The organism is Microbacterium esteraromaticum (genome assembly GCF_028747645.1).
Classification (GTDB): domain Bacteria; phylum Actinomycetota; class Actinomycetes; order Actinomycetales; family Microbacteriaceae; genus Microbacterium; species Microbacterium esteraromaticum_C.
This window is the reverse complement of sequence record NZ_CP118100.1, coordinates 2,682,898-2,703,053: the sequence shown is the minus strand read 5'-3', so window position 1 is coordinate 2,703,053 and position 20,156 is coordinate 2,682,898. Positions and strand designations below refer to the sequence as shown.

18 protein-coding genes are annotated in these 20,156 nt (G+C 69.2%); 7 read left to right on the top strand and 11 right to left on the bottom strand.

What is annotated here, in order from left to right; all coding sequences use genetic code 11:
* Positions 1 to 22: 22 nt before the first annotated feature.
* Positions 23 to 1,789 carry an ABC transporter substrate-binding protein gene (locus PTQ19_RS13045; protein WP_179409981.1) on the bottom strand — a complete coding sequence of 589 codons (1,767 nt, stop codon included), beginning with the start codon at positions 1,787 to 1,789 and terminating at the stop codon, positions 23 to 25.
* A 171-nt stretch (positions 1,790 to 1,960) separates the two neighbouring features.
* Positions 1,961 to 2,761, bottom strand: coding sequence for an SDR family oxidoreductase (locus PTQ19_RS13040; RefSeq protein ID WP_179409982.1), 801 nt, complete (start codon positions 2,759 to 2,761; stop codon positions 1,961 to 1,963).
* 371 nt (positions 2,762 to 3,132) lie between these two features.
* Here PTQ19_RS13040 and PTQ19_RS13035 point away from each other — a divergent pair, with 371 nt between their 5' ends.
* Complete coding sequence (locus PTQ19_RS13035; RefSeq protein WP_274367630.1) at positions 3,133 to 4,212, top strand: 3-deoxy-7-phosphoheptulonate synthase; 1,080 nt, start codon at positions 3,133 to 3,135, stop codon at positions 4,210 to 4,212.
* Positions 4,213 to 4,219: 7 nt separating this feature from the next.
* Here the strand turns inward: PTQ19_RS13035 and PTQ19_RS13030 are convergent, their stop codons facing one another.
* The 8 genes from PTQ19_RS13030 to PTQ19_RS12995 form a co-directional block, all read right to left on the bottom strand.
* The gene (locus PTQ19_RS13030) at positions 4,220 to 5,611 is read right to left on the bottom strand and encodes an MFS transporter (protein WP_274367629.1); all 1,392 of its coding nucleotides are present in this window, start codon (positions 5,609 to 5,611) and stop codon (positions 4,220 to 4,222) included.
* Positions 5,612 to 5,620: 9 nt separating this feature from the next.
* Positions 5,621 to 6,466 (bottom strand): PaaX family transcriptional regulator, encoded by an 846-nt coding sequence (locus PTQ19_RS13025; RefSeq protein ID WP_274367628.1) that lies wholly within the window; start codon positions 6,464 to 6,466, stop codon positions 5,621 to 5,623.
* Positions 6,463 to 7,722 (bottom strand): kynureninase, encoded by a 1,260-nt coding sequence (locus tag PTQ19_RS13020; protein ID WP_274367627.1) that lies wholly within the window; start codon positions 7,720 to 7,722, stop codon positions 6,463 to 6,465. Before PTQ19_RS13020 ends, PTQ19_RS13025 begins: the two co-directional genes overlap by 4 nt.
* A gap of 1 nt (position 7,723) precedes the next feature.
* Entirely contained in the window at positions 7,724 to 8,770 is a 1,047-nt protein-coding gene (locus PTQ19_RS13015) for a hydrolase (RefSeq protein WP_274367626.1), read from the bottom strand.
* A complete protein-coding gene (gene kynA / locus PTQ19_RS13010) occupies positions 8,767 to 9,615 on the bottom strand; it encodes a tryptophan 2,3-dioxygenase (protein ID WP_274367625.1) in 849 nt (282 codons plus the stop codon). The genes PTQ19_RS13015 and kynA overlap by 4 nt, the downstream gene beginning before the upstream one ends.
* 53 nt (positions 9,616 to 9,668) lie before the next feature.
* Positions 9,669 to 9,953, bottom strand: a complete 285-nt coding sequence (locus PTQ19_RS13005) for a hypothetical protein (RefSeq protein ID WP_274367624.1) — start codon at positions 9,951 to 9,953, stop codon at positions 9,669 to 9,671.
* Between the two features lie 118 nt (positions 9,954 to 10,071).
* On the bottom strand, positions 10,072 to 11,541 hold the full coding sequence (locus tag PTQ19_RS13000; RefSeq protein ID WP_274367623.1) for a purine-cytosine permease family protein: 1,470 nt from the start codon (positions 11,539 to 11,541) through the stop codon (positions 10,072 to 10,074).
* A gap of 57 nt (positions 11,542 to 11,598) precedes the next feature.
* A complete protein-coding gene (locus PTQ19_RS12995; RefSeq protein WP_274367622.1) occupies positions 11,599 to 12,888 on the bottom strand; it encodes a M18 family aminopeptidase in 1,290 nt (429 codons plus the stop codon).
* 115 nt (positions 12,889 to 13,003) lie between these two features.
* Between PTQ19_RS12995 and PTQ19_RS12990 the strand changes: the two genes are divergently transcribed.
* Entirely contained in the window at positions 13,004 to 13,867 is an 864-nt protein-coding gene (locus PTQ19_RS12990; protein ID WP_274367621.1) for an EamA family transporter, read from the top strand.
* 32 nt (positions 13,868 to 13,899) lie between these two features.
* On the opposite strand, the gene PTQ19_RS12985 is transcribed toward PTQ19_RS12990, so the two are convergent.
* Positions 13,900 to 14,646 (bottom strand): GntR family transcriptional regulator, encoded by a 747-nt coding sequence (locus PTQ19_RS12985; protein ID WP_206821827.1) that lies wholly within the window; start codon positions 14,644 to 14,646, stop codon positions 13,900 to 13,902.
* Positions 14,647 to 14,819: 173 nt separating this feature from the next.
* Here PTQ19_RS12985 and PTQ19_RS12980 point away from each other — a divergent pair, with 173 nt between their 5' ends.
* Genes PTQ19_RS12980 through PTQ19_RS12960 form a run of 5 tightly spaced genes read left to right on the top strand, consistent with a single transcriptional unit; the run spans position 14,820 to position 20,156 of the window.
* Entirely contained in the window at positions 14,820 to 15,740 is a 921-nt protein-coding gene (locus PTQ19_RS12980; RefSeq protein ID WP_274367620.1) for a phosphate/phosphite/phosphonate ABC transporter substrate-binding protein, read from the top strand.
* 36 nt (positions 15,741 to 15,776) lie between these two features.
* A complete protein-coding gene (phnC, locus tag PTQ19_RS12975) occupies positions 15,777 to 16,595 on the top strand; it encodes a phosphonate ABC transporter ATP-binding protein (protein WP_274367619.1) in 819 nt (272 codons plus the stop codon).
* Positions 16,592 to 18,316 carry a PhnE/PtxC family ABC transporter permease gene (locus PTQ19_RS12970; RefSeq protein WP_274367618.1) on the top strand — a complete coding sequence of 575 codons (1,725 nt, stop codon included), beginning with the start codon at positions 16,592 to 16,594 and terminating at the stop codon, positions 18,314 to 18,316. The genes phnC and PTQ19_RS12970 overlap by 4 nt, the downstream gene beginning before the upstream one ends.
* Positions 18,313 to 19,431, top strand: coding sequence for a TIGR03364 family FAD-dependent oxidoreductase (locus PTQ19_RS12965; RefSeq protein WP_274367617.1), 1,119 nt, complete (start codon positions 18,313 to 18,315; stop codon positions 19,429 to 19,431). The genes PTQ19_RS12970 and PTQ19_RS12965 overlap by 4 nt, the downstream gene beginning before the upstream one ends.
* Positions 19,428 to 20,156, top strand: coding sequence for a phosphonatase-like hydrolase (locus tag PTQ19_RS12960; protein ID WP_274367616.1), 729 nt, complete (start codon positions 19,428 to 19,430; stop codon positions 20,154 to 20,156). The genes PTQ19_RS12965 and PTQ19_RS12960 overlap by 4 nt, the downstream gene beginning before the upstream one ends.

The window sequence follows — 20,156 nt, the reverse complement described above, 5'->3', positions numbered from 1 at the left end:
CAGCGGCATCCGTCAGGTGCGACTACTTGTTCAGCCAGACGTTGGTCCAGTCGCCGTTCTGCGACAGGGCGTAGATGGCGAAGTTCTGCACCCGCTCGGAGTGGTAGTTCGCCTTCTTCTTGGCGGCGATGCTCACGATCGGTGAGTCGTTCATAACGGTCTGGTCGACCTCGTGCCACAGCCCTGCGGCCTCTTCCGGTGAGCCCGCGGCCAGCGCCTGGGCGGCCAGGTCGTTGGCCTCGTCGTTGTTGTAGTCGACGTAGTTGTAGGCCTGCGGGGTGCCGTCGAAGCTGAACTGCGGCTGGAAGACGCTGCGCGCGGCGCCGCCGACCCAGTCCGGCGACCAGCCGACCAGCGCGATGTCCCAGGCACCTCCGCTGGCGTTCTCGCGGTTGGTCATGAAGTTCGCGTAGTAGTCGGTGGGTGGCACCGGGAACAGCTCGACGGTGATACCGGCCGCTTCCAGGCTCGCCTGCACGGTCTGCGCGATGTCGGGCTGCGAGCCGAGGTTTCGGTAGGGGAACTTCAGCGTGAGGTTCTCGACGCCCGCCTCGGCCAGCAGCTCCTTCGCCTTCTCGGGGTCGGCCTTTCCATCGCCGTCACCGTAGAGCGAGTACGCCTTGTGGCCGTTGATGCCGGGGCCGAAGATGCCGTTGGTCACGGTGGCGATCTCCTCACCGCCCATCACCTGCACGACCGCCGACTTGTCGATCGCGTACTGCAGGGCCTGGCGCACCTCGACCTTCTGCAGGGCGCTGTCGTTGTTGTCGGTCTTGGTGTTGAACCACAAGAACTGGTCGATGCCGCCGTTCTCGAGCGTCGAGAACTTCTCGTCGCCCATCGCCGTCAGCTGCTGGATGTTCGCCGGGCTCGGCTGCAGGTCGAACAGCATGTCGGCCGATCCGGCCTGCAGCTGCTGCATTGCGGCATCCACCTCGCTGCCCATCGTCATCTCGATCGCGTCGACGTAGGCCTTGCGCAGTGGGTCGCTGTCGGCATTCCACGACGGGTTGCGCTCCAGGGTGAGCTTGACGTCGGGCTTGTGCTCGGCCACGCGGTACGGGCCCGAGGACACGAAGCTGTTGCGGAACTCGGGGGAGTCGGGCAGGTGGTCGAGCGCCTCGATCGGGGCTGGGTTCGCGGTGGCGAGGCTGAGCATCGAGGTGAAGTCGGATGCCGGCTCGACGAGGCGGAAGATGACGGTCTTGTCGTCGGGCGTCTCGATGCCGCTGATGTCGTTCGACTCGATGTACTCCTTCATCGGCTCGACCTCGGGGGCGACGGCCGAGAAGCCGTCGCAGTACTCGGCCATGCCCTTGATCAGTGAGGTGAAGTAGCCGCCGAGTGCGGCGCCGATGTACGGGTTGCAGATGCGTTCGATTCCGCGCGCGACATCGCCCGAGACCATCTCGCGGGCGCCGTCGGGTGCATCCCAGCTGGCGCCGTCGCGCAGGGTGATCGTGTAGGTGAGGCCGTCGTCCTCGGGCTCGGGCACGGCGGTTGCGAGGTCGCCCACGAGCTGCGAGCGCTCGGTCTCGTCATTGGATGCCTCGTACCCGAGGATCGAGCGCGAGATCGATCGGATCAGACTGTTCGTGGGGACGTACGCGATCAGCTGCGGGTCGAGGTGGTCGATGTCTCCGTTGGAGAGCACCTTGAGCGTGCCGCCGGTCTGGGGCTCGCCCGAGCCGGTTGACGGCGAGCCGTCTGCGGCGGAGCATCCGCTGAGAACGAGCGCGGCCGCCGAAGCCATGAGCAGAGGCGTCAGCAGGGTCTTCTTACGAGTCATAGATCGTCCTTGAATCCTTGAATCGGGTGGCGCCCGCGGCATCGACGGGCATGAGCCCTTCGGCCCGTCTGTAACATAGCACATGTCAGATACGGCACGGCACTGCGAGGTTGCGTCAGAACGCACGAAGGCGGCCCCGTCATCGGGACCGCCTTCGTGTGAGAACCGGGATCAGGCCGGGTCGTTCCACGACCAGATGTCATCGCCGCGCAGCGAGGCATCGGCTCCGCCATCGTCGTAGATGATCTGCCCCGCCATGTGGGAGTTCTCGACGCTGGTCAGCCAGATGAGCAGGTGCGCGATCGACTCGGGCGGCTGGTGGTGGTTCAGCGGCATCGGCACGGCGGCGTCGACCATCGCCCGCCCCTCGGGCGTCGACAGCAGCTTCTCGGTCATCGGGGTCAGCACGGTGCCGGGGGCGACACCGTTGACCGGGATGCCGTGGCCTGCCCACTCGGGTGTGATCGAGCTGCGGCGCACCCAGCGAGCGAGGGCGCGCTTGGACGACGGGTACACGAGGTACCCGACCTCGGGCCCTTGCGCGGCCAGGTCTGCTGCGATCTGCATCGCCTTCGCCTCGTCACCGGCCAGTGCAGCCTCGACCATCTCGCGCGAGTTGGGCTGCAGCGAGGCCATCGACGACACCACGGCGACGCGCGGGGCATCCGAAGCGACCAAGCCCGGTCGCAGGTGCTCGAGCAACTCGGTCACGCCGAAGTAGTTGATCGAGATCGTGGCCGGGATCGGCGCCGAGATCCCCGCGCACGCGATGACGGCATCGATCGTGCCGCCCGCCAGCTCGAGGGCTTTCGCGGCCGCTTCCACCCGCCCTGTGGCGCCCGACAGATCGGCTTCGACCTCGGCGTCGCGCAGGTCGATCCCGATCACGCGCTCGCCGCGCTCTCGCAGGATTCTCGTGGTCGTGGCCCCGATGCCCGAGGCGGACCCGGTGACGACGTAGGTGCGTGGCATGACTTCTCCTCCATCCGGGCGGCCATGCGCCGCCCCTTCCATCCTTTCCCGGCCGGTCATCGTTCGGCAGTCGCGATCCGCACAAGACCGCCGACACGACCGCGTGCCCGCCGCGGTGGCGGGAGTCGCACTGACCAGCTACACCGTTTCGACGACGCACGTGCACGCGGCGACGCAGGAATGCGCTACGGTATCTGCATGACCAACCGTTGGTATGCGTATTTTGAGTCGGCTCTGGAGGGGCCGGCGCCGAAGTAGCGCGCACCGACAACCTTCAGAGCCGACAAGCCAGAGCATTTTGCTCTGGCTTTCGCCGTTTCGGCGGGCTCTGCGCGGGTCCGTCGTGAACCATCACGAACAGGACAGGACCCATGCACAGCATCCGCACCGCCCCCGACCAGACCGCAGATCTGCACGTCACCGGCTTCACCGCACTTCCCTCACCGGAGTCCGTCGCCGCGACGTTGCCGCTCGGCGCGGAACGCGGCGCCCTCGTCGCGCGCACCCGCGACGAGGTGCGCGCGATCATGGACGGTCGCGATGATCGGATGCTGGTGGTCGTCGGCCCCTGCTCGATCCATGACCCCGAGGCGGGGCTCGAGTACGCCGGCCGGCTGGTGCGCGAGGCGGACCGCCACCGCGACGAACTGCTCATCGTGATGCGCGCGTACTTCGAGAAGCCCCGCACGACGGTCGGGTGGAAGGGCCTCATAAACGACCCGCACCTCGACGGCAGCCACGACATCGAGACCGGACTGCGCCTGGCGCGCGGCTTCCTGCGCGACGTCACGGCGCTGGGGATGCCGTGCGGTACGGAGTTCCTCGAGCCGATCAGCCCGCAGTACACGGCCGACCTCGTCACCTGGGGGGCGATCGGGGCGCGCACCACCGAGAGCCAGATCCACCGGCAGCTCGCGTCGGGGCTGTCGATGCCGATCGGGTTCAAGAACGGCACCGACGGCGGACTGCAGGTCGCACTGGACGCGGCATCCGCGGCATCCGCTCCGCAGGCCTTCCTCGGCATCGGAGCCGATGGGCGCGCGAGCCTCGTCTCGACCACGGGCAACCCCGACACCTCGGTGATCCTGCGCGGCGGCGCCGATGGTCCCAACTACGGGGCCGACCACGTGCGCCGCGCTTCCGAGCGGCTCTCGGCGGCGGGGCTGACCTCGCGCGTCATCGTGGATGCCAGTCACGCCAACAGCGGCAAGGATCACGTGCGTCAGGCAGAGGTGGTCGCCGAGATCGCCGAGCAGATCGCGGCGGGAGGCGACGCCATCGCCGGTGTGATGCTGGAGAGCAACCTCATTGCCGGGGCGCAGAAGCTCGATGTGGCGCAGGGACCCGCAGGGCTCGTGCGTGGGCAGAGCGTCACCGATGCCTGCATGGGGTGGGGTGCCACGGCTGAGGCGCTCGATCTGCTGGCGGGGGCTGTGCGTCGGCGCGGCTGAGTGACTCTCAGTGGTCGGTGGTGGTGGTGCGTGTGACGTCGGCGGCATCCGCAGGGTTTCGGCGGATGCCGATCCACGACACCACCCCGCCGAGGGCGAACAGCGCCGCGGTGACGAGCGCCGCACTGTGGAAGCCGTCGAGATCGAGCGCGCCGCCCACGATCGTCGACAGCATGGCCACGACGATCAGACCCGCGACGCGCGAGATCGCGTTGTTGATCGCCGAGGCGATCCCCGAGTGCTCGGCGTCGATCGCCCCGAGGATCGACGACGTCAGCGGAGCGACCGTCAGCGACAACCCGACGCCGAGCAGCAGCATCGCCGGCAGCACCTGCCACCAGTAGCTGAACTGCTCTGTGACCGAGAGCAGCAGCAGGGCGCCCGCGGCCATCGTCAGCGGCCCCACCGTCATGAACACGCGAGGACCCAGCCGGCCCGCCCACGTGCCGACGCGCGAGCTGAGCACGATCATCAGCAGCGTGATCGGCAGGCTCGCGAGCCCGGCCGCGGTGGCCGTCAGGCCCGCGCCCTGCTGCAGGTAGACGCTGACGACGAAGCCGTTGAGCGCGAGGGCGGCGTAGACGAACAACGTCGCGAGGTTGCCCCAGCCGAAGTTGCGCACGCGGAACAGCGACAGCGGCATCATCGGGGCATCCGACCGCTGCTGCCGTAACAGGAACCAGCCGAACAGCGCCGCACCACCGACAGCCGGCATCCAGATCGCGGGTGAGTCCCAGCCCAGCGACGGCTGCTCGATCAGCGCGAAGACGACGGCGCCGAGACCGACGGCGCACAATGCTCCGCTGAGCCAGTCCACGCGTGCGCCGCGCGGATGCTCGGGCAGGTGCAGCCGGCCCAGCAGCACCAGGGTCACCGCGATCGGCACGACGTTGATGAGAAAGACGAGCCGCCACGACAGCAGATCGACGAACAATCCGCCCATCAGCGGACCCACGACCATCGCCCCCGTGGTGAACGCCGTCCACACGCCGATTGCGCGTGCCTGCAGTTCGCCGCGCATCGTCGCCGTGATCAGTGCCAGCGAACTGGGCACCAGCAGTGCGCCCGCTGCACCCTGCGCGGCACGAGAGACGACGAGCATGAGCGGGTCGACCGACGCGGCGACAGCGACCGACGAGACCCCGAAGGCGATCAGCCCGATACGCATGATCAGCACGCGGCCGTAGGCGTCCGAGAGCGAGCCCGCGAGCAGGATCAACGCGCTCAGGGTGATGAGATACGCGTCGACGGTCCACTGCTGCGTGGTGATGCCTCCGCCCAACTCGGAGCTGATCGCCGGAAGCGCGACGGTGACCACCGTGCCGTCGAGGAACGTGACGAACGAGGCGATGATCGCGACGGTGAGGACCAGCCGTTGCAGCGGGGCGAACGATGACACGCTCTGAGGTTATCGAGCCGGGGGAGTCACCGGGCGGTCATCTGCGGCTACCGCGCGCACGTGGTCGGCGGCACGTGCGGCGAGCTCGGCGTGCAGACGCTGGAACGTCTCGACGCTGCGCGCACCCGGCCAGTCCGCCGGAAGCAGCGCGGTCGGCAACCCTGGATCGATGTACGGCAGCACGCGCCAGCTGTCGATCAGACCCAAGTGCGCGGCGAAGGGGCGCGTCAGGTCGAGCGCGTCGACGGATGCCAGGAATCGGTCGTGCTCGGCGCGCAGCGCCACGAGGTCCCACCAGTCGGCGACGGCCTCGGGCAGAGGGCGCGACGGTTGCGGATCTGTCGCGAGGAACAGCGTGGCGTACTCGCGCGCTCCGATCTCGTGCAGCAGCTCGTGCGCTTCGTCGAACAGATGCCCGGGCAGGATCCACAGACTCGGCGCGACCGACCCTGCACCGAGGTACAGCAGGCGGCGGCGCAGCTGGTGGCGCAGGTCACGGCGCGACTCGGGGACGGTCGCCGACACCAGCATCCACCCATCGTCCTCGCTCATGGTGCGCACGTCGAAGATGCGGCGGTCGCCGCGCCGCAGCATCGGCAGGGCGGCAGGGTTGATCGCGTAGCCCCCCGATGTGCTGAGCAGAAGACCGCGCTGCTTGAGCCGCGTGATCGCCGTGCGTGCGCGCGCCGGCGGTATGCCGAGGTCACCCGCCAGGCGCACCAGCGCGGCGGATGAGATCACGCCGCCCAGCGGACGCAGATGCACGCCGATCAGCGTCCGCAGCAGCGACGTCGTGCTGCCGGGCCGCGCATCGATGTCGTCGAGCACGGCTACCCCCACCGCAGAAGTGGTCATGCCAGGGCGTCGCGCACGGCGAGCACGCCGCGCAGCGTCTCCTCATGAGAGGTGCTCAGCGGCGACAGCCCCAGGCGGATGCCATCGGGGAAGCGGAAGTCGGGGATCACTCCGTCGGCCCAGAGCTTCTGGGTGACCTCGCGGAAGCTCTCATGTCCGATCGTGATGTGACCACCGCGGTGCGCGGCCTCGCGTGGCGACTGCAGCGTCACGCCCAGCGGGGCGAGCAGCGCGTCGTATGCCCGCACGGCGAAGTCGGTCAACGTGATCGACTTCGCTCGCACCGAGGCCATGCCCTCGGCCTCGATGAGGTCGAGCATGCCCTGCATGGCCAGCATCGACAGCACCGGCGGAGTGCCGCTGAGCAGCTGACGGATGCCGCCCTCGGGACGGTACTCGGGTCCCATGGCGAAGATGTCGGCTGCGCCCCACCAGCCGTGGATCGGCTGGAGCACCGTGCCCTGCAGCTCGGCGCGCAGGTAACCGAAGGCCGGCGACCCCGGTCCGCCATTGAGGTACTTGTAGGTGCAGCCGACCGCCATGTCGACACCCCACTCATCGAGCTTCATCGGCACCGCGCCCACCGAGTGGCACAGGTCCCAGAGCATCAGCGCTCCGGCATCCTTGACGACGCGGGTGATGGACGGCATGTCGGCCAGGGCCCCCGACCGGTAGTCGACGTGGCTGAGCACGACGAGCGCGGTGCGCTCACCGACGACGGATGCCACATCATCGGCCGTCACACCGCGGACGGGGTCGGGCTCCACCCAGCGCAGCGTCGACCCGGTCTCCTGGGCGATGCCGGCGGCGATGAAGCGGTCGGTCGGGAAGTTGCCGGCCTCGATGACGATCTCATCGCGACCGGGCCGTGCGGCGACAGCGGCGCGCATGAGCTTGTACAGCATGACACTCGTCGAGTCGGCGACGACGGTCTGACCCGCGGCGGCGCCGAGGGTAACACGGGCGATGCGGTCGCCGAGCTGCATCGGCAGCTCCATCCACTGCTCGTCCCACGAGCGGATGAGTCGCGTGCCCCAGTCGTCACGGATGAACGCCGCCGCCTTGTCGGCGGTGTCGCGCAGTGGGCGGCCGAGCGAGTTGCCGTCCAGGTAGGCCTGCACACCCGGTGCGTCGGCGAACGCCTCCAGGTGGTGGGCCAGCGGGTCGGCGGCGTCGAGGCGACGGGCTTCCGCGAGCAGGGCGTCGGCGGGGTCGACGGGGACGACGGCGTTGTCGGTCGTGTCGGTACTGGTCATGTCAGTGCTCCAGATCAGTGGTGGTGAGGTGGTGCGCCCGGTTCGGGTCGTCATCGGGAAGAAGCAGCAGGGGAGCGCCCACGATCAGCGGATCGGCGGGCGCCAGCGCCGTGAGCAGGGCGATGCCGTCGACCCCGGCGTCGCGCAGCGCGTTGATCTCGGCCTCGCGCAGGTCGACCGGCATCGGGCCGTTGCCCATGTCGCTGCCGTAGACGACCACGCCGCCGGCGGCGGCGAAGCGGCTCATGTTGTCGGTGACGATCGCGCGCGCCTCGTCATCATGGATCGCCATGGTCGAGATCCACGTGGTGGATGCCGCCTGCGCGGCGATCTCGTCGTCGGTCAGACGCTCCGAGAACGGTGCGTGGGCCAGCACGGTGACGCCGAGGCGCACGACGCGCTGGGCCTGCCCGCGGCCTTCGGCGTGCGCGACGACGGGAAGTCGGTGCTCCGCCGCCCGGTGCACGATCGCCCGGATCGCGTCATCGTCGAGCACGGCGCCCGCCTCGCTGTGTGCGACGACCTTGATGATCGAGGCGCCGGCCGCTGCGGCCTCATCGACCGCGCGCGCGGCGTCGTCAGCATCCGCGATCTCGCGCACAGACCCGGCCGGGGCCCACGCGCGGTCGGACGGGTATCCGCCGACGGCGGTGAGGAAGGGGCCGGCGTAGCGGATGCGCGGACGCAACTCCGGAGAAACTGCCCGGTTCGGGGCTGCCGGGGCCCTATCGGGCCGTGCAGAGCCAGAATCTCCGGAGTTGTGTGCAGGGCGGTTGTCTGCCAGGGCCCGGATCCAGCCGGGCTCGGCCCCCAGATCGACGACCGTGCCGAGCCGTGAGCCCGCCAGGAGCGTGTGATCCACCAGCTGCAGGTGCACGTGATGATCGGTGAACCGTCCCGTGACCAGGCCATCGAGTCGCGGCGTGCCGGCCGGCGCTGCGCCGGCGATGAGCGTCATCCCGCCGGCGGTCGACGTCAGCATCCCCTCGCGCACGGACACGCCGTCGAAGAAGCGCGCGGCGTGCACCACCGCGTCCGACGTGGTCATCTGCCGATCTCGGTGCGCACGCTGTACAGCTCGGGGAAGAAGGTCAGATCGAGCGCGCGCTGCAGGAAGCCGACACCGCTGGACCCACCGGTGCCGACCTTGTGGCCGATCGTGCGCGAGACCGTGCGCAGGTGGCGGAAGCGCCAGAACTGGAAGTTGTCCTCGACGTCGACGAGCTCCTCGCACGCCTCGTACAGGTCCCAATGCTCGTTCGGGTGCTCGTAGATCTCACGGATCGCGGCGACCAGCTCGGTGTTCTCGCGGTACGGCTGGCGCACATCGCGGTCGAGGATCTCGTGTGGCACGGCGAGCCCGCGACGTGCGACGTAGCGCAGGAACTCGTCGTACAGCGTGGGGCGCTCCCACTCGGTGGTCAGCAGCGCGAGGTTGGCAGGGTGGTCGGCGAACACGCTCAGCATCCGCTCGTTCTTGTTGCCGAGCGCGAACTCGACGCACCGGTACTGCACCGACTGGAACCCGGACGAGTTGCCGAGGTCGCCGCGGAACTGCGCGTACTCGGTGGGGGTCAGGGTCGCCAGCACCGACCACTGCTGTGTCAGGACCTCTTGGATGTGCTTGACGCGGGCGATGTGCTTGAGGGCCGCGCGCAGGTCGTCTTCGGCGAGGCGGTCGCGCGCGGTGCCGAGCTCGTGCAGCACCAGCTTGAGCCAGAGCTCGGTCGTCTGGTGCTGGATGATGAACAGCATCTCGTCGTGGTGCTCGGGTTGCGACACCGGATGCTGCGCGCCGAGCAGTCGGTCGAGGTCGAGGTACGACCCGTAGGTCATCCGATCTTTCAGATCGGTGACGATTCCGTCTTCGAGGGTGCGCTCATTCTCGGCCATGCCCCGAATGTATCACTTTCGTGGCGGCCGTCACAGGTGTGAGATGTGCGGCGTCAGCCCTGCGGCGGGTAGTTCCCCGCTGAGGGCGGGTACGTTCCCGGCGCGGGTGGCGTCTGCGATCCGGGCGCCTGCGCGCTCATCGGCGGCGCGCTGGTGGCCGCGTAGCCGCGACGCGCACGCTCTTCATCGGCCTTCAAAATGCCGTTCTTCACCGCCGTGCGCATGATCAGGTAGCCCACCCAGATCGTCAGCGCCAGGACTCCGAGGTACACCACGGCACCCAGGATGAACATGCCGATCCCGAGCCCCGCGGCCCAGCCGTAGTCGTCGTATCCCATCGCTCTGCGTCCCTTCGTCGGGGCCCGCACCCGCCGTCGCGAGAAGAGGTCGCCGCCCCGGTTGCTGGTCAGTGTAGTGCGGCCGGACCGTGCGCGGGGAAGGAGATCCGGCGGCGGATCAGGCCTGTTCCTGGCGGCGGATGCGTCCCGCCCGGGCGAACCAGGTGATCGCGAACGACAGCACGAGGGCGACGAATACGCCCAGGTTCGCGTACGCCCATTCGCCATCGCGGCCGCCGATGAGGAACAGCAGGTACCCCTGCCAGTTGTTCCAGGCGGCCTCGGCGGCGAAGAGGTTGATGACCAGCCCCCACCCGATCGCGCTCGCGCCGACCAGAGTCCCCACTGAGGTCCAGTCCCACGCGCCGTACCGACCGCGGGCGTCGAACAGCGCGTCCTCGTCGTAGTCCTTGCGGCGGCGCAGGATGTCGGCGATGAGGATGCCGGCCCACGACGCCAGGGGCACGCCGAGCGTGATGAGGAACGACTGGAAGGGGCCCAGGAAGTCGGTCGCGAAGAACACCACCCAGATCGTGCCGAGGGTGAGGATGATGCCGTCGACCGCTGCCGCCGTGGGGCGCGGGATGCGGATGCCGAGGCTGATCAGCGTCAGGCCCGACGAGTAGATGCCGAGCACCGCACCCGAGACCAGGGCGAGCACCGCGGTGAGCAGGAACGGCACGAGCACCCAGATCGGCAGGATGGTCGCGAGCGCGCCGATCGGGTCGGTGGCCACGGCGTCCATGAGCGCCGGGTCGGAGCCGGCCAGCAGCAGACCGAAGACCACCAGGACCACGGGGGCGATGGCGCCGCCGACGGTGTTCCACAGCACGATGGCACCGTCGGATGCCGTGCGCTTCTGATACCGCGACCAGTCGGCCGCGATGTTGATCCATCCCAGACCGAAGCCGGTCATGACCATCACGAGTGCGCCGATCACGGCGCCGGTGCTGCCGTCGGGGATCGACATCACGGCGGCCAGATCGATGCTGCTGCTGGCGAGGATGATGTAGAGGATCGTGACGATGCCGGTCAGCCAGGTGAGTACCGACTGCAGCTTCATGATCGTGTGGTAGCCGAGCACCGAAGCAGCGACGATGAGCGCGGCGACCACGATCGTCGCGGCGATCTTGAGGGCGACACTGTCGCCGTCACCGCCGAGCTGGGTGATCACCGTCGCCGTGGCGAGGACGGCCATGATCGCCAGGAACGTCTCCCAGCCGATCGAGGTCAGCCACGAGACGATGCCGGGCACCTTCTGCCCGTGCACGCCGAACGCGGCGCGCGAGAGCACCATGGTCGGTGCCGAACCGCGCTTGCCGGCGATCGCGATCAGTCCGCACAGGAAGAACGACACGACGACGCCGATGACCGACACCAGCGTCGCCTGCCAGAACGAGATGCCGAACTGAAGAACAAAGGCTCCGTAGCTCAGGCCGAACACCGACACGTTCGCGGCGAACCACGGCCAGAACAGGTCGCGCGGCTTCGCCGTCCGCTCGGATTCGGGGATGATCTCGATGCCGGCGCGCTCGATGAGCGCCGGGCGTGCGGGCGGCGTCGCGGATGCCGGAGATGTGGCGGTCATGGTCTCATCCTGGCACTGCCGCTGGTCCGGTGCGAGTACTCGCCCCTCGGGGCGAGATCAGATGGCGAAGAACGCCCGCGCCACGCGGGAGAGGTCGTACAGGTCGCTGACGCCGGCCAGCTCGCGCGCCGAGTGCATCGACAGGATCGGGATGCCGACGTCGACCGTGCGGATGCCCAGGCGGGTCGCGGTGATCGGGCCGATCGTCGAACCGCACGGCACGGCGTTGTTCGACACGAACTCCTGCGAGCCCACGCCGGCCGACTCGCACCACGATGCCCAGGCGGCCGCTCCGACGGCGTCGGTGGCGTAGCGCTGGTTGGCGTTGATCTTGAGGATGGGTCCCGAGCCGAGCACCGGCTGCACGACCGGGTCGTGGCGCTGCACGAAGTTCGGGTGCACCGAGTGGCCGACATCGCTCGACAGGCACCACGACGACGTGTACGCGCGGCGCAGGTCTTCGGCATCCGATCCGAGAGAGGCGTAGATGCGCTCGAGGACGTCTTCGAGGATCGGGCCTGCTGCGCCCGAGCGCGATGCCGAGCCGAGTTCTTCGTGGTCGAACGCGGCGAGCATGGGGATGACGGTGCCGGATGCCCCGGAGTCGACGGCCTCGATGAGTGCGACGACACCGGCGTGCACCGAGGCGAGGTCGTCCAGGCGCCCCGAGGCGAAGAACGCGTCGTCCTTGCCGAAGATCGTGCCGTGGGCGGCATCCGCCACGACCGCGTCGAAGCCGCGGATCTCGGCGGGGTCGACATTCGCGGCCGCCGCGAGTTCGGCGAGGATGTCGGCCGACTCGGGCTCGCCGAGGCCCCACACCGGCTGGGTGCCGGTCTGCTTGTCGAGCGCGAGGCCGTCGTTCACACCGCGGTCGAGGTGGATGGCCAGCTGCGGAAGGCGCAGCAGGGGACCCGTGGCGGCGAGCACGACGCGGCCGTCGGCGAGTGCCAGGCGGCCGGCGAGGCGCAGCTCGCGGTCGAGCCAGGAGTTCAGCAGGGGGCCGCCGTACACCTCGACGGCGGCCTGCAGCCAGCCCTTGGCGCCCGTGGTGGGCTTGGGCTTGAGCTTGAACCCGGGGGAGTCGGTGTGGGCACCCAGCACGTGGACGGGGGTGGTCGCGGTGGCGTCCGTGGGAACGGCCCAGGCGATGGCAGCGCCGTCGCGCACGATCACGTAGCGGCCGCCGGCCTGGGTGGGCCAGGCGTCGGCCTCGTCGAGGCGGGTGAAACCGGCGTCTTCGAGCCTGCGGGCGACCTCTTCGGCGGCATGGTAGCTCGACGGCGAAGCGGCGACGAAATCGGCGAGGTCGGCGGCGTGCGAGTGGGCGGCAGAGGCAGCAGGCATGACACCGAGCCTAGCCGCCGTGGGACGCGGCGCCGGAAGAGCCCGCTCGACGCGGCGGGATAGTGTGAGGCGACGGTGTCTTCAGTCCGTCGCGCCCTCGGGCAGAAGGGATCGGATGCCGGTCGTCGCCATCGCGCTCGCGCTCAGCGCCGCCGTCGCTCATGCCGCCTGGAACGTCATCGCCCACAACGTCAGTCGCGCCGGGGTGCCGTTCCTGTGGTGGGGAGCCGTGGCGAGTTCGATCATCTGGGTGGGCGTCATCCCGTTCACCGGCGGTCTCGGAACCGACGACGTGCACGGCTTCCTGCTGGGCATCGGAGTCTCGGCGGTGCTGCACGTGCTCTACATGGCGGTGCTGCAACGCGGCTACCAGCTCGGCGATCTCTCGACCGTGTACGCGACCGCGCGGGGGAGCGGTCCGTTCCTGGCCGTGATCATCGCCGTAGTGCTGCTCGGCGAGCGCCCCTCGGTGATCGCCCTGGGCGGTGTCGCCCTGGTGCTCGTCGGCGTCATCGCCGTCGGCCTCATCGACCGCAGCGCGTCGGCTCCCCGCCGCGGTCTCGACCCCGCGGTGCTGTTCGGCGTCCTTACCGGGGTGATGATCGCGACGTACACGATCTGGGATGCCCACGCCGTGCGCGAATGGAGCCTGTCGCCGGTGGCCTTCATGGTCGGTGCCACGCTGTTGCAGGTGCCGGTCTACAGTGCCGCGGTGGGACGCCGTTGGAGGGCGGTGTGGCAGCTGGGGCGGCTCCAGTGGCGCAGGATCATCGCCTTCGGCATCCTCTCGCCGCTGTCGTACATCCTCGTGCTGCAGGCGATCACGATCGCGCCCGTGGCGCTGATCGCGCCGCTGCGCGAGGTCAGCGTCGTGCTGATCAGCCTGTTCGGCGCGTTCGTGCTGAAGGAGTCCCGACCGGGGCTCAGGATCGCGGCGTCGCTCGTGGTCGTCGCCGGGGTCGTGCTGCTCGCGTTCTGAGCGGTGCCGGCGCGGAGTCGGATGCCAGTGGCTCAGCCGCCCACGGCGCGTAGGTACTGTCCGTGATCCGAGATGCCGGACGCGGCGACGGTGAACCGCACCACTTCGCTGAGGTAGCGATCCTCCGAGGCCTCGAAGACACGGCCGTCGGCGTCTCGCGAGATGCGGCTCAGGCGGAGGATCGGGGAGCCCGGGGCGACGCGCAGCAGAGCAGCATCCTGCGCATCGGCAGCCACCGCGTCGATCTCGTGCTGCAGCCCGACGATTCCGTGGCCCCGCGACGCGAGGTACTCGGTGATCGAGATGGCATCGGTGTCGACGTCCAGAAGCAGCCTGCCCACGTCTTCGCGGTAGCGCAGCCGCTCGAGCATGGTGGGGCGGCCATCGAGCAGCCTTAGGCGCACGACACTCATGATCGTCTCGCCCGGGGCGACCTGCAGTGCGGCGGCCGTCTCGGCATCGGCGCGGCGAAGGCTCAGCTCTTGCGTGACGGCGCCGGGAGTCACTCCGAGATCGCGCGCCCAGCGGGTGAATGGCACAGACGTGTCGACCGGTTGATTCGCCTTGCGTGAGACCACGCGTGCGGGGCGTCCGCGGTGCGTCTCGATCAGTCCTTCGGCGCGCAGCACGCCGAGGGCATTGCGGATCGGGCCGCGCGAGGTGTTCCAGCGCTCGGCGAGTTCGGCCTCGGTGGGCACGTCGTCGCCGGGGCGCAGGTCGCCGTCGGCGATCCGAGCCCGGAGGTCGTCGGCAATACGCGTGTAGACAAGTTCGGCCACATCGGCATACTACTTGGCGCAGTCCGCTCGGGTTGTGCTGTTTCCCAAGTCGTCATCTGCCGGAATCGCGGGTGAACGACCGCTGAACTTTCCCGAGTTAGGTACCTTTCTCGCGCTGTGGCCTGCAAGAGTCTCTGACGGACGCCTTCCCCCTCGATCTCCGAAAGGTCCTCATGAAGCTTCGCGCTCTTCCCGTCCTGGCCGGTGCAGCAGCTCTCGCCCTCGGCCTCTCCGCCTGCTCCGGCACCGCCGACGCGGCGCCCGCCGATGGCGCCGCATCCTCGGCGGGCTTCGCTGTCGATGAGAACACGCTCGTCTTCGGCGTGGTCCCGGACTCGGTCGACACCGAGACCAACTACAGCCCCCTCATGGAGTACATCGCCCAGGAGACCGGCAAGAAGGTCGAGTACCACGAGTCGACCGACTACGCCGCGCTGATCGAGGCCGCCATCGCCGGCAAGGTCGACGTCGCCTCGTTCTCGGGATTCACCTACATCACGGCCACCAACAACGGCGCCAAGCTCACCCCGATCTCGTCGATCGTCACCAAGGAGGGGCAGGAGCCCGGCTACTACTCGATGGCGATCGCGCCCGTCGACAGTGACGTCGAGACCATCGACGACTTCGCCGGCAAGAAGGTCTGCTTCGTCGACCCGTCGTCGACCTCGGGCTACCTGTTCCCGAGCTACAACCTGCTCGACGCCGGCATCGACCCGCAGAACGACGTGACCCCCGTCTTCGCCGGGAAGCACGACGTCAGCGTCACCAAGACCGGTGAGGGCAAGGAGTGCGAGGTCGGCTTCGCCGAGGACTCCGAGGTCGCGGGGTCCGACAAGGTCAAGGTCATCGCCGAGACGATGGTTCCGGGCGCGCCCCTGGTCTACTCCGACAACCTGCCCGAGGAGCTCAAGAGCGAACTGGTCGACCTGCTCGCCGAGGTCAGCATCGACGAGATCGTCGGCGCCGGAATCACCAGCGCCGACTCCGAGGGCTTCCGCTCGGTGTTCTTCGAGACCAAGCCCGTCGATGACGCCTACTACGACCTGATCCGCGACATCTGCAAGAAGACCAACGCCAGCCAGTGCCAGGCGTGATCCGCCGGTGAACTGACGATCCCGAGAGAGACGAGCATGAACACGAACACAGAGCCGGTCATCCGCATCGAGGCGCTCACGAAGCACTTCGGCGCGACCCGGGCGCTCACCGATGTCGACCTCACTGTCGCGCGCGGCGAGATCGTCGTCCTGCTCGGCCTCTCGGGATCGGGCAAGTCCACCCTGCTGCGGCACATCGATGCGCTGGAACTGCCCACCGCCGGCGCGGTCGGCGTGCTCGGCGAGAACGTACCCGCGCTGCGCGGCCGCCGGCTGCGCCAACTGCGCAGCCGGGTCGGGTTCATCTTTCAGCAGTTCGAGCTGGTTGGATCGCTCACCGTGCTCGAGAACGTGCTGACCGGGGCGCTCTCGGCGCTGCGCGGTCCCCGGCTGGGGCTGTGGTCGTACTCGCGCGCCGACCGGCTGCGTGCGCTCGGGCACCTCGACCGCGTCGGACTGCTCGACCGCGCCTATCAGCGTGCCGACACCCTGTCGGGCGGTCAGCAGCAACGCGTCGCCATCGCCCGCGCCCTCATGCAGAACCCCGAGGTGCTGCTCGCCGACGAACCGGTCGCCTCGCTCGACCCCGAGTCGAGCTCGCAGGTGATGTCGCTGATCCGCCAGATCGCCGCCGACGAGGGGCTCACCGTGGTCTGCAGCCTGCATCAGGTGGATCTCGCCATCGACTGGGCCGATCGTATTGTCGGGCTCAGGCACGGCGAGGTGGTGCTCGATACCGCGACCTCGGGCCTCGACAAGGCCCAGGTGATGGAGATCTACGGCCGCGTGGCCACCACCACCGCTGAGATGCGGATGCTGGAGGACGAGCTGCGCGTCGCGGAGCCGGTGGCATGACCCTGCTCGCACCGTCGCCCGCCGCCCCCGGTTCTGCGGCGGATGAGCTGATCGCTCGCGCCCCGCGCCGACGGCTCAGCCCGGAACGGATCAGCGCGGGGCTGACCCTCGTGGTCATCGCGGGACTCGCGGTGGGTGCGCTGATCGACCTGAACATCACCTTCGCGGGCGTCGCCGACAGCATGACGAACGCGCAGAACTTCTTCGCCCGCGTCGGGGGGCTGCGCTTTCCCGAGCCGGCCGAGCTGCTGCACCTGACAGTGCTGACGGTGGGTCTCGTGCTCACCGGCACTCTGCTCGCCGCAGCGTTGTCCGTGCCGATCGCCTACTTGGCTGCGGCGAACACGAGCCCCAGTGCCGGCGCACGCGCCATCGCCCGGTTCATCGGTGTGTTCACCCGGGCGCTGCCCGACGTCGTGCTCGCGATGGTGTTCGTGCTGATGTTCTCGCTCGGCACGCTCCCGGGCATCCTCGCCATCGGCATCCACTCGATCGGCATGATCTCGAAGATGTTCGCCGACGCGATCGAGCAGATCGACGAAGGGCCCCGCCTGGCGATCCGCGCCGGCGGCGGCACCCGCCTGCAGGAGTTCACCGCGGGCATCCTGCCTCAGGTGCTGCCGAGCTGGGTCGCCACCGTGCTGCATCGAAACGACATCAACCTCCGAGGCTCGGTGGTGCTCGGCTATGTCGGTGTGGCCGGACTCGGGCTGGAGATGTCGTACGCCTTCAAATCGCTGAACTACGGCCTGGGTCTTGGCATCGCCCTCGTGATCTTCCTGCTGTGCGTCGTGATGGAGATCATCTCCAGCGCGGTGCGCGTCGCCATGCTCGGCGAGAAGGACGCCGGCCGAGGCGTGTTCATCCGTCTGTTCCGACGCAGGGCAGCTGCGCGCCCTGCCGCGGCTCACAGCCGGGGATTCGCGAGCATTGATGATGCCGCGCGCCGCCCGTGGACGGCCATCCGCGTGCGCAACACCATCGCCGCATGGATCGCCGTGGCGGTCGTGGTGGGATCGATCATCGTCAGCGACATCGTCTGGAGCGACTTCGCGACCTTCTGGAGCAAGGTGCCGGCGGTGCTCGCGTCGTTCTGGCCCCCGAACTTCGGCAGCTACGGGTTCGAGACCATCGCCGCGGCCATGCTCGACACGATCCGCATCGCGTTGGCGGCGACTCTCATCACCTTCGTGCTCTCGCTGATCGTCGGCTCGCTGGCCGCACGCAACGTCGCCCCCGGGCCCGCCACGCGGGGCGGATTCCGACTGCTGCTGGTGATCATCCGCGGGGTTCCCGAACTGATCCTCGCGATCGTGCTGATCATCATCACCGGACTCGGACCGCAGGCGGGAACCATCGCGCTCGCGATCGGGGGCATCGGGTTGCTCGGCAAGCTCATCGCGGACTCCTTCGAAGAGGTCGATCGCGGTCCGGAACGCGCGCTCATGGCCGCCGGTGCCACCCGATTGCAGGTGTATGCCGGGGCGACCGTGCCGCAGGGGGCGCGGGCGCTGATCGGCCACACGTTCTACATGCTCGACACGAACGTGCGCGCGGCCACCCTGCTCGGCATCGTCGGCGGCGGCGGTGTGGGCTACTACCTGCTCAATGCCGGGCAGGGGTCGAACTACCAGCTCGTCGGCAGCATCGTGATCATGATCCTGGTCACCGTGCTCGCCGTGGAGGGGCTGGCGATGTGGATGAGGAAGGTGTTCCGATGAACGCGACACAGGCCGACGTGGTGATCGTCGGATCGGGAGTCCTCGGTCTCGGTGCCGCGTACGCCGCCGTGCGACGCGGCCACCGTGTGATCGTGATCGACCGCACAGAAGGGCCGGTCGGTGCCACCGTGCGCAACTTCGGGCACATCTGCATCGGAGCGCAGATCGGCCAGGCGCGGCAGTACGGCGAAGTCAGCCGCGACATCTGGCTGCGTCTCGGGCATGACGCCGGGTTCCGGGTGCGCGAGTCGGGCACCCTCATCGCCGCCCGACACGACGACGAGCAGGCGCTGCTGGCATCGGCGGCACGTGAGGGCGGCATGCGCCTGCTGACGGCGGACGAGCTCCGTGAGCAGGCACCTGTGCGACCCGAGGGTGTGATCGGCGGCGCGATCGTCGACGGTGACCTGCAGGTGAACCCGCGCGAAGCGCCCGCCGCGATCATCCGTCATCTCGCAGCCGCCGGTGTCGAGTTCCTCTTCCGCACCGCGGTGACGTCCATCGCTGCCGGTCGGGTGCAGACCTCGCGGGGGGCGATCGACGCCGATCGCATCGTGGTGGCGGTCAACCACGACCTCGATCAGCTGCTGCCCGAGCTCGCCGAGCGTGCGGGCGTGCAGCGGTGCGCCCTCGACATGATGCGCGTGGCGGTCGACCTGCCCACGCCACTGGCGGCGCCGCTGCTGACCGGCTGGTCGCTCGTACGTTACGGACGCTTCGCAGCACTGCCCGAGGCCGACGTGCTGCGCGCGCGGCTGCACACCGAGCGGCCCGACCTGGCGGCGCTCGATCTGAACCAGATGTACACCCAGCTCCCGGACGGTTCGCTCATCGTCGGAGACACCCATGCCAAGGCGGTGCAACCCGCGCCGTTCCAGCCCGAGGCGGCCTTCTCAGCACTGCTCGAGGAGGCACGGGGGGTCTTGGCCGTCGACGACATCCGCGTGTTGGAGCGCTGGCAGGGCGTGTACGCCTCGGGGCCGGACGAGTTCCTCATCGAGACCCCCGCCGATGGTGTGCTCGTGCTCGCCGCGACCACCGGCATCGGTATGACCTGCGGGCTCGGCCTCGCCGAGACCGCCCTCTTCCCCCATCTTCAGGAGGCCCACCAATGACCGCTATCGAACTCGTCGTGCTCGACATGGCCGGAACCACGGTGCGCGATGACGGCGTGGTGGAGCGCGCCTTCCAGCGCGCCGCCGAACGCACCGGCGTCGCCGACCGCATGCCGTGGGAACAGGCACTGCAGTACGTGCGCGACACGATGGGGCAGTCCAAGATCGAGGTGTTCACGCACCTGGCCGGGGGCGACCGCGTGGCGGCCGAGCGTGCGACGGCGGCGTTCGAGGCCGCATACGACGAGATCATCGCCGAACACGGCGCGGAGGAGATCCCGGGAGCGCGCGCAGCGATCGAACGGTTGCGGAACGACGGCGTGCAGGTCGCGCTGACCACCGGGTTCGCGCCGGTCACGCGCGATGCACTGCTCGAGGCGCTGGGGTGGCGCGACCTGGTCGATGTCGCCCTGTCGCCGGTGGATGCCGGTCGCGGGCGTCCGCATCCGGATCTGGTGCTGGCCGCGCTGCTGCGCACCGGGGCATCATCGGTGCAGGCGGTCGCGGTCGTCGGTGACACGGCCAGCGACGTCCTGACCGGACGTCGGGCGGGGGCCGGTTTCGTCGCCGGTGTGCTCACCGGTGCCCACGATGAGGCAGCGCTCCTCGGGGCGCAGCCCGATGCGGTGTTGCGCAGCGTGGCGGACCTGCGCCCGGTGCTCGCCGAGCGGGGCTTGCTGGCGGCAGCGCCGCTGGCGTCGGAATCCGCCTCTGCTGCGCGCTGA

Excerpts from the sequence above, each read along its gene's own strand:
- PTQ19_RS13045 (WP_179409981.1), bottom strand. The coding sequence starts at position 1,789 with ATGACTCGTAAGAAGACCCTGCTGACGCCTCTGCTCATGGCTTCGGCG.
- PTQ19_RS13040 (WP_179409982.1), bottom strand. The coding sequence starts at position 2,761 with ATGCCACGCACCTACGTCGTCACCGGGTCCGCCTCGGGCATCGGGGCC.
- PTQ19_RS13035 (WP_274367630.1), top strand. The coding sequence starts at position 3,133 with ATGCACAGCATCCGCACCGCCCCCGACCAGACCGCAGATCTGCACGTC.
- PTQ19_RS13025 (WP_274367628.1), bottom strand. The coding sequence starts at position 6,466 with ATGACCACTTCTGCGGTGGGGGTAGCCGTGCTCGACGACATCGATGCG.
- PTQ19_RS13020 (WP_274367627.1), bottom strand. The coding sequence starts at position 7,722 with ATGACCAGTACCGACACGACCGACAACGCCGTCGTCCCCGTCGACCCC.
- PTQ19_RS13015 (WP_274367626.1), bottom strand. The coding sequence starts at position 8,770 with ATGACCACGTCGGACGCGGTGGTGCACGCCGCGCGCTTCTTCGACGGC.
- kynA (WP_274367625.1), bottom strand. The coding sequence starts at position 9,615 with ATGGCCGAGAATGAGCGCACCCTCGAAGACGGAATCGTCACCGATCTG.
- PTQ19_RS13005 (WP_274367624.1), bottom strand. The coding sequence starts at position 9,953 with ATGGGATACGACGACTACGGCTGGGCCGCGGGGCTCGGGATCGGCATG.
- PTQ19_RS13000 (WP_274367623.1), bottom strand. The coding sequence starts at position 11,541 with ATGACCGCCACATCTCCGGCATCCGCGACGCCGCCCGCACGCCCGGCG.
- PTQ19_RS12995 (WP_274367622.1), bottom strand. The coding sequence starts at position 12,888 with ATGCCTGCTGCCTCTGCCGCCCACTCGCACGCCGCCGACCTCGCCGAT.
- PTQ19_RS12990 (WP_274367621.1), top strand. The coding sequence starts at position 13,004 with ATGCCGGTCGTCGCCATCGCGCTCGCGCTCAGCGCCGCCGTCGCTCAT.
- PTQ19_RS12980 (WP_274367620.1), top strand. The coding sequence starts at position 14,820 with ATGAAGCTTCGCGCTCTTCCCGTCCTGGCCGGTGCAGCAGCTCTCGCC.
- phnC (WP_274367619.1), top strand. The coding sequence starts at position 15,777 with ATGAACACGAACACAGAGCCGGTCATCCGCATCGAGGCGCTCACGAAG.
- PTQ19_RS12970 (WP_274367618.1), top strand. The coding sequence starts at position 16,592 with ATGACCCTGCTCGCACCGTCGCCCGCCGCCCCCGGTTCTGCGGCGGAT.
- PTQ19_RS12965 (WP_274367617.1), top strand. The coding sequence starts at position 18,313 with ATGAACGCGACACAGGCCGACGTGGTGATCGTCGGATCGGGAGTCCTC.
- PTQ19_RS12960 (WP_274367616.1), top strand. The coding sequence starts at position 19,428 with ATGACCGCTATCGAACTCGTCGTGCTCGACATGGCCGGAACCACGGTG.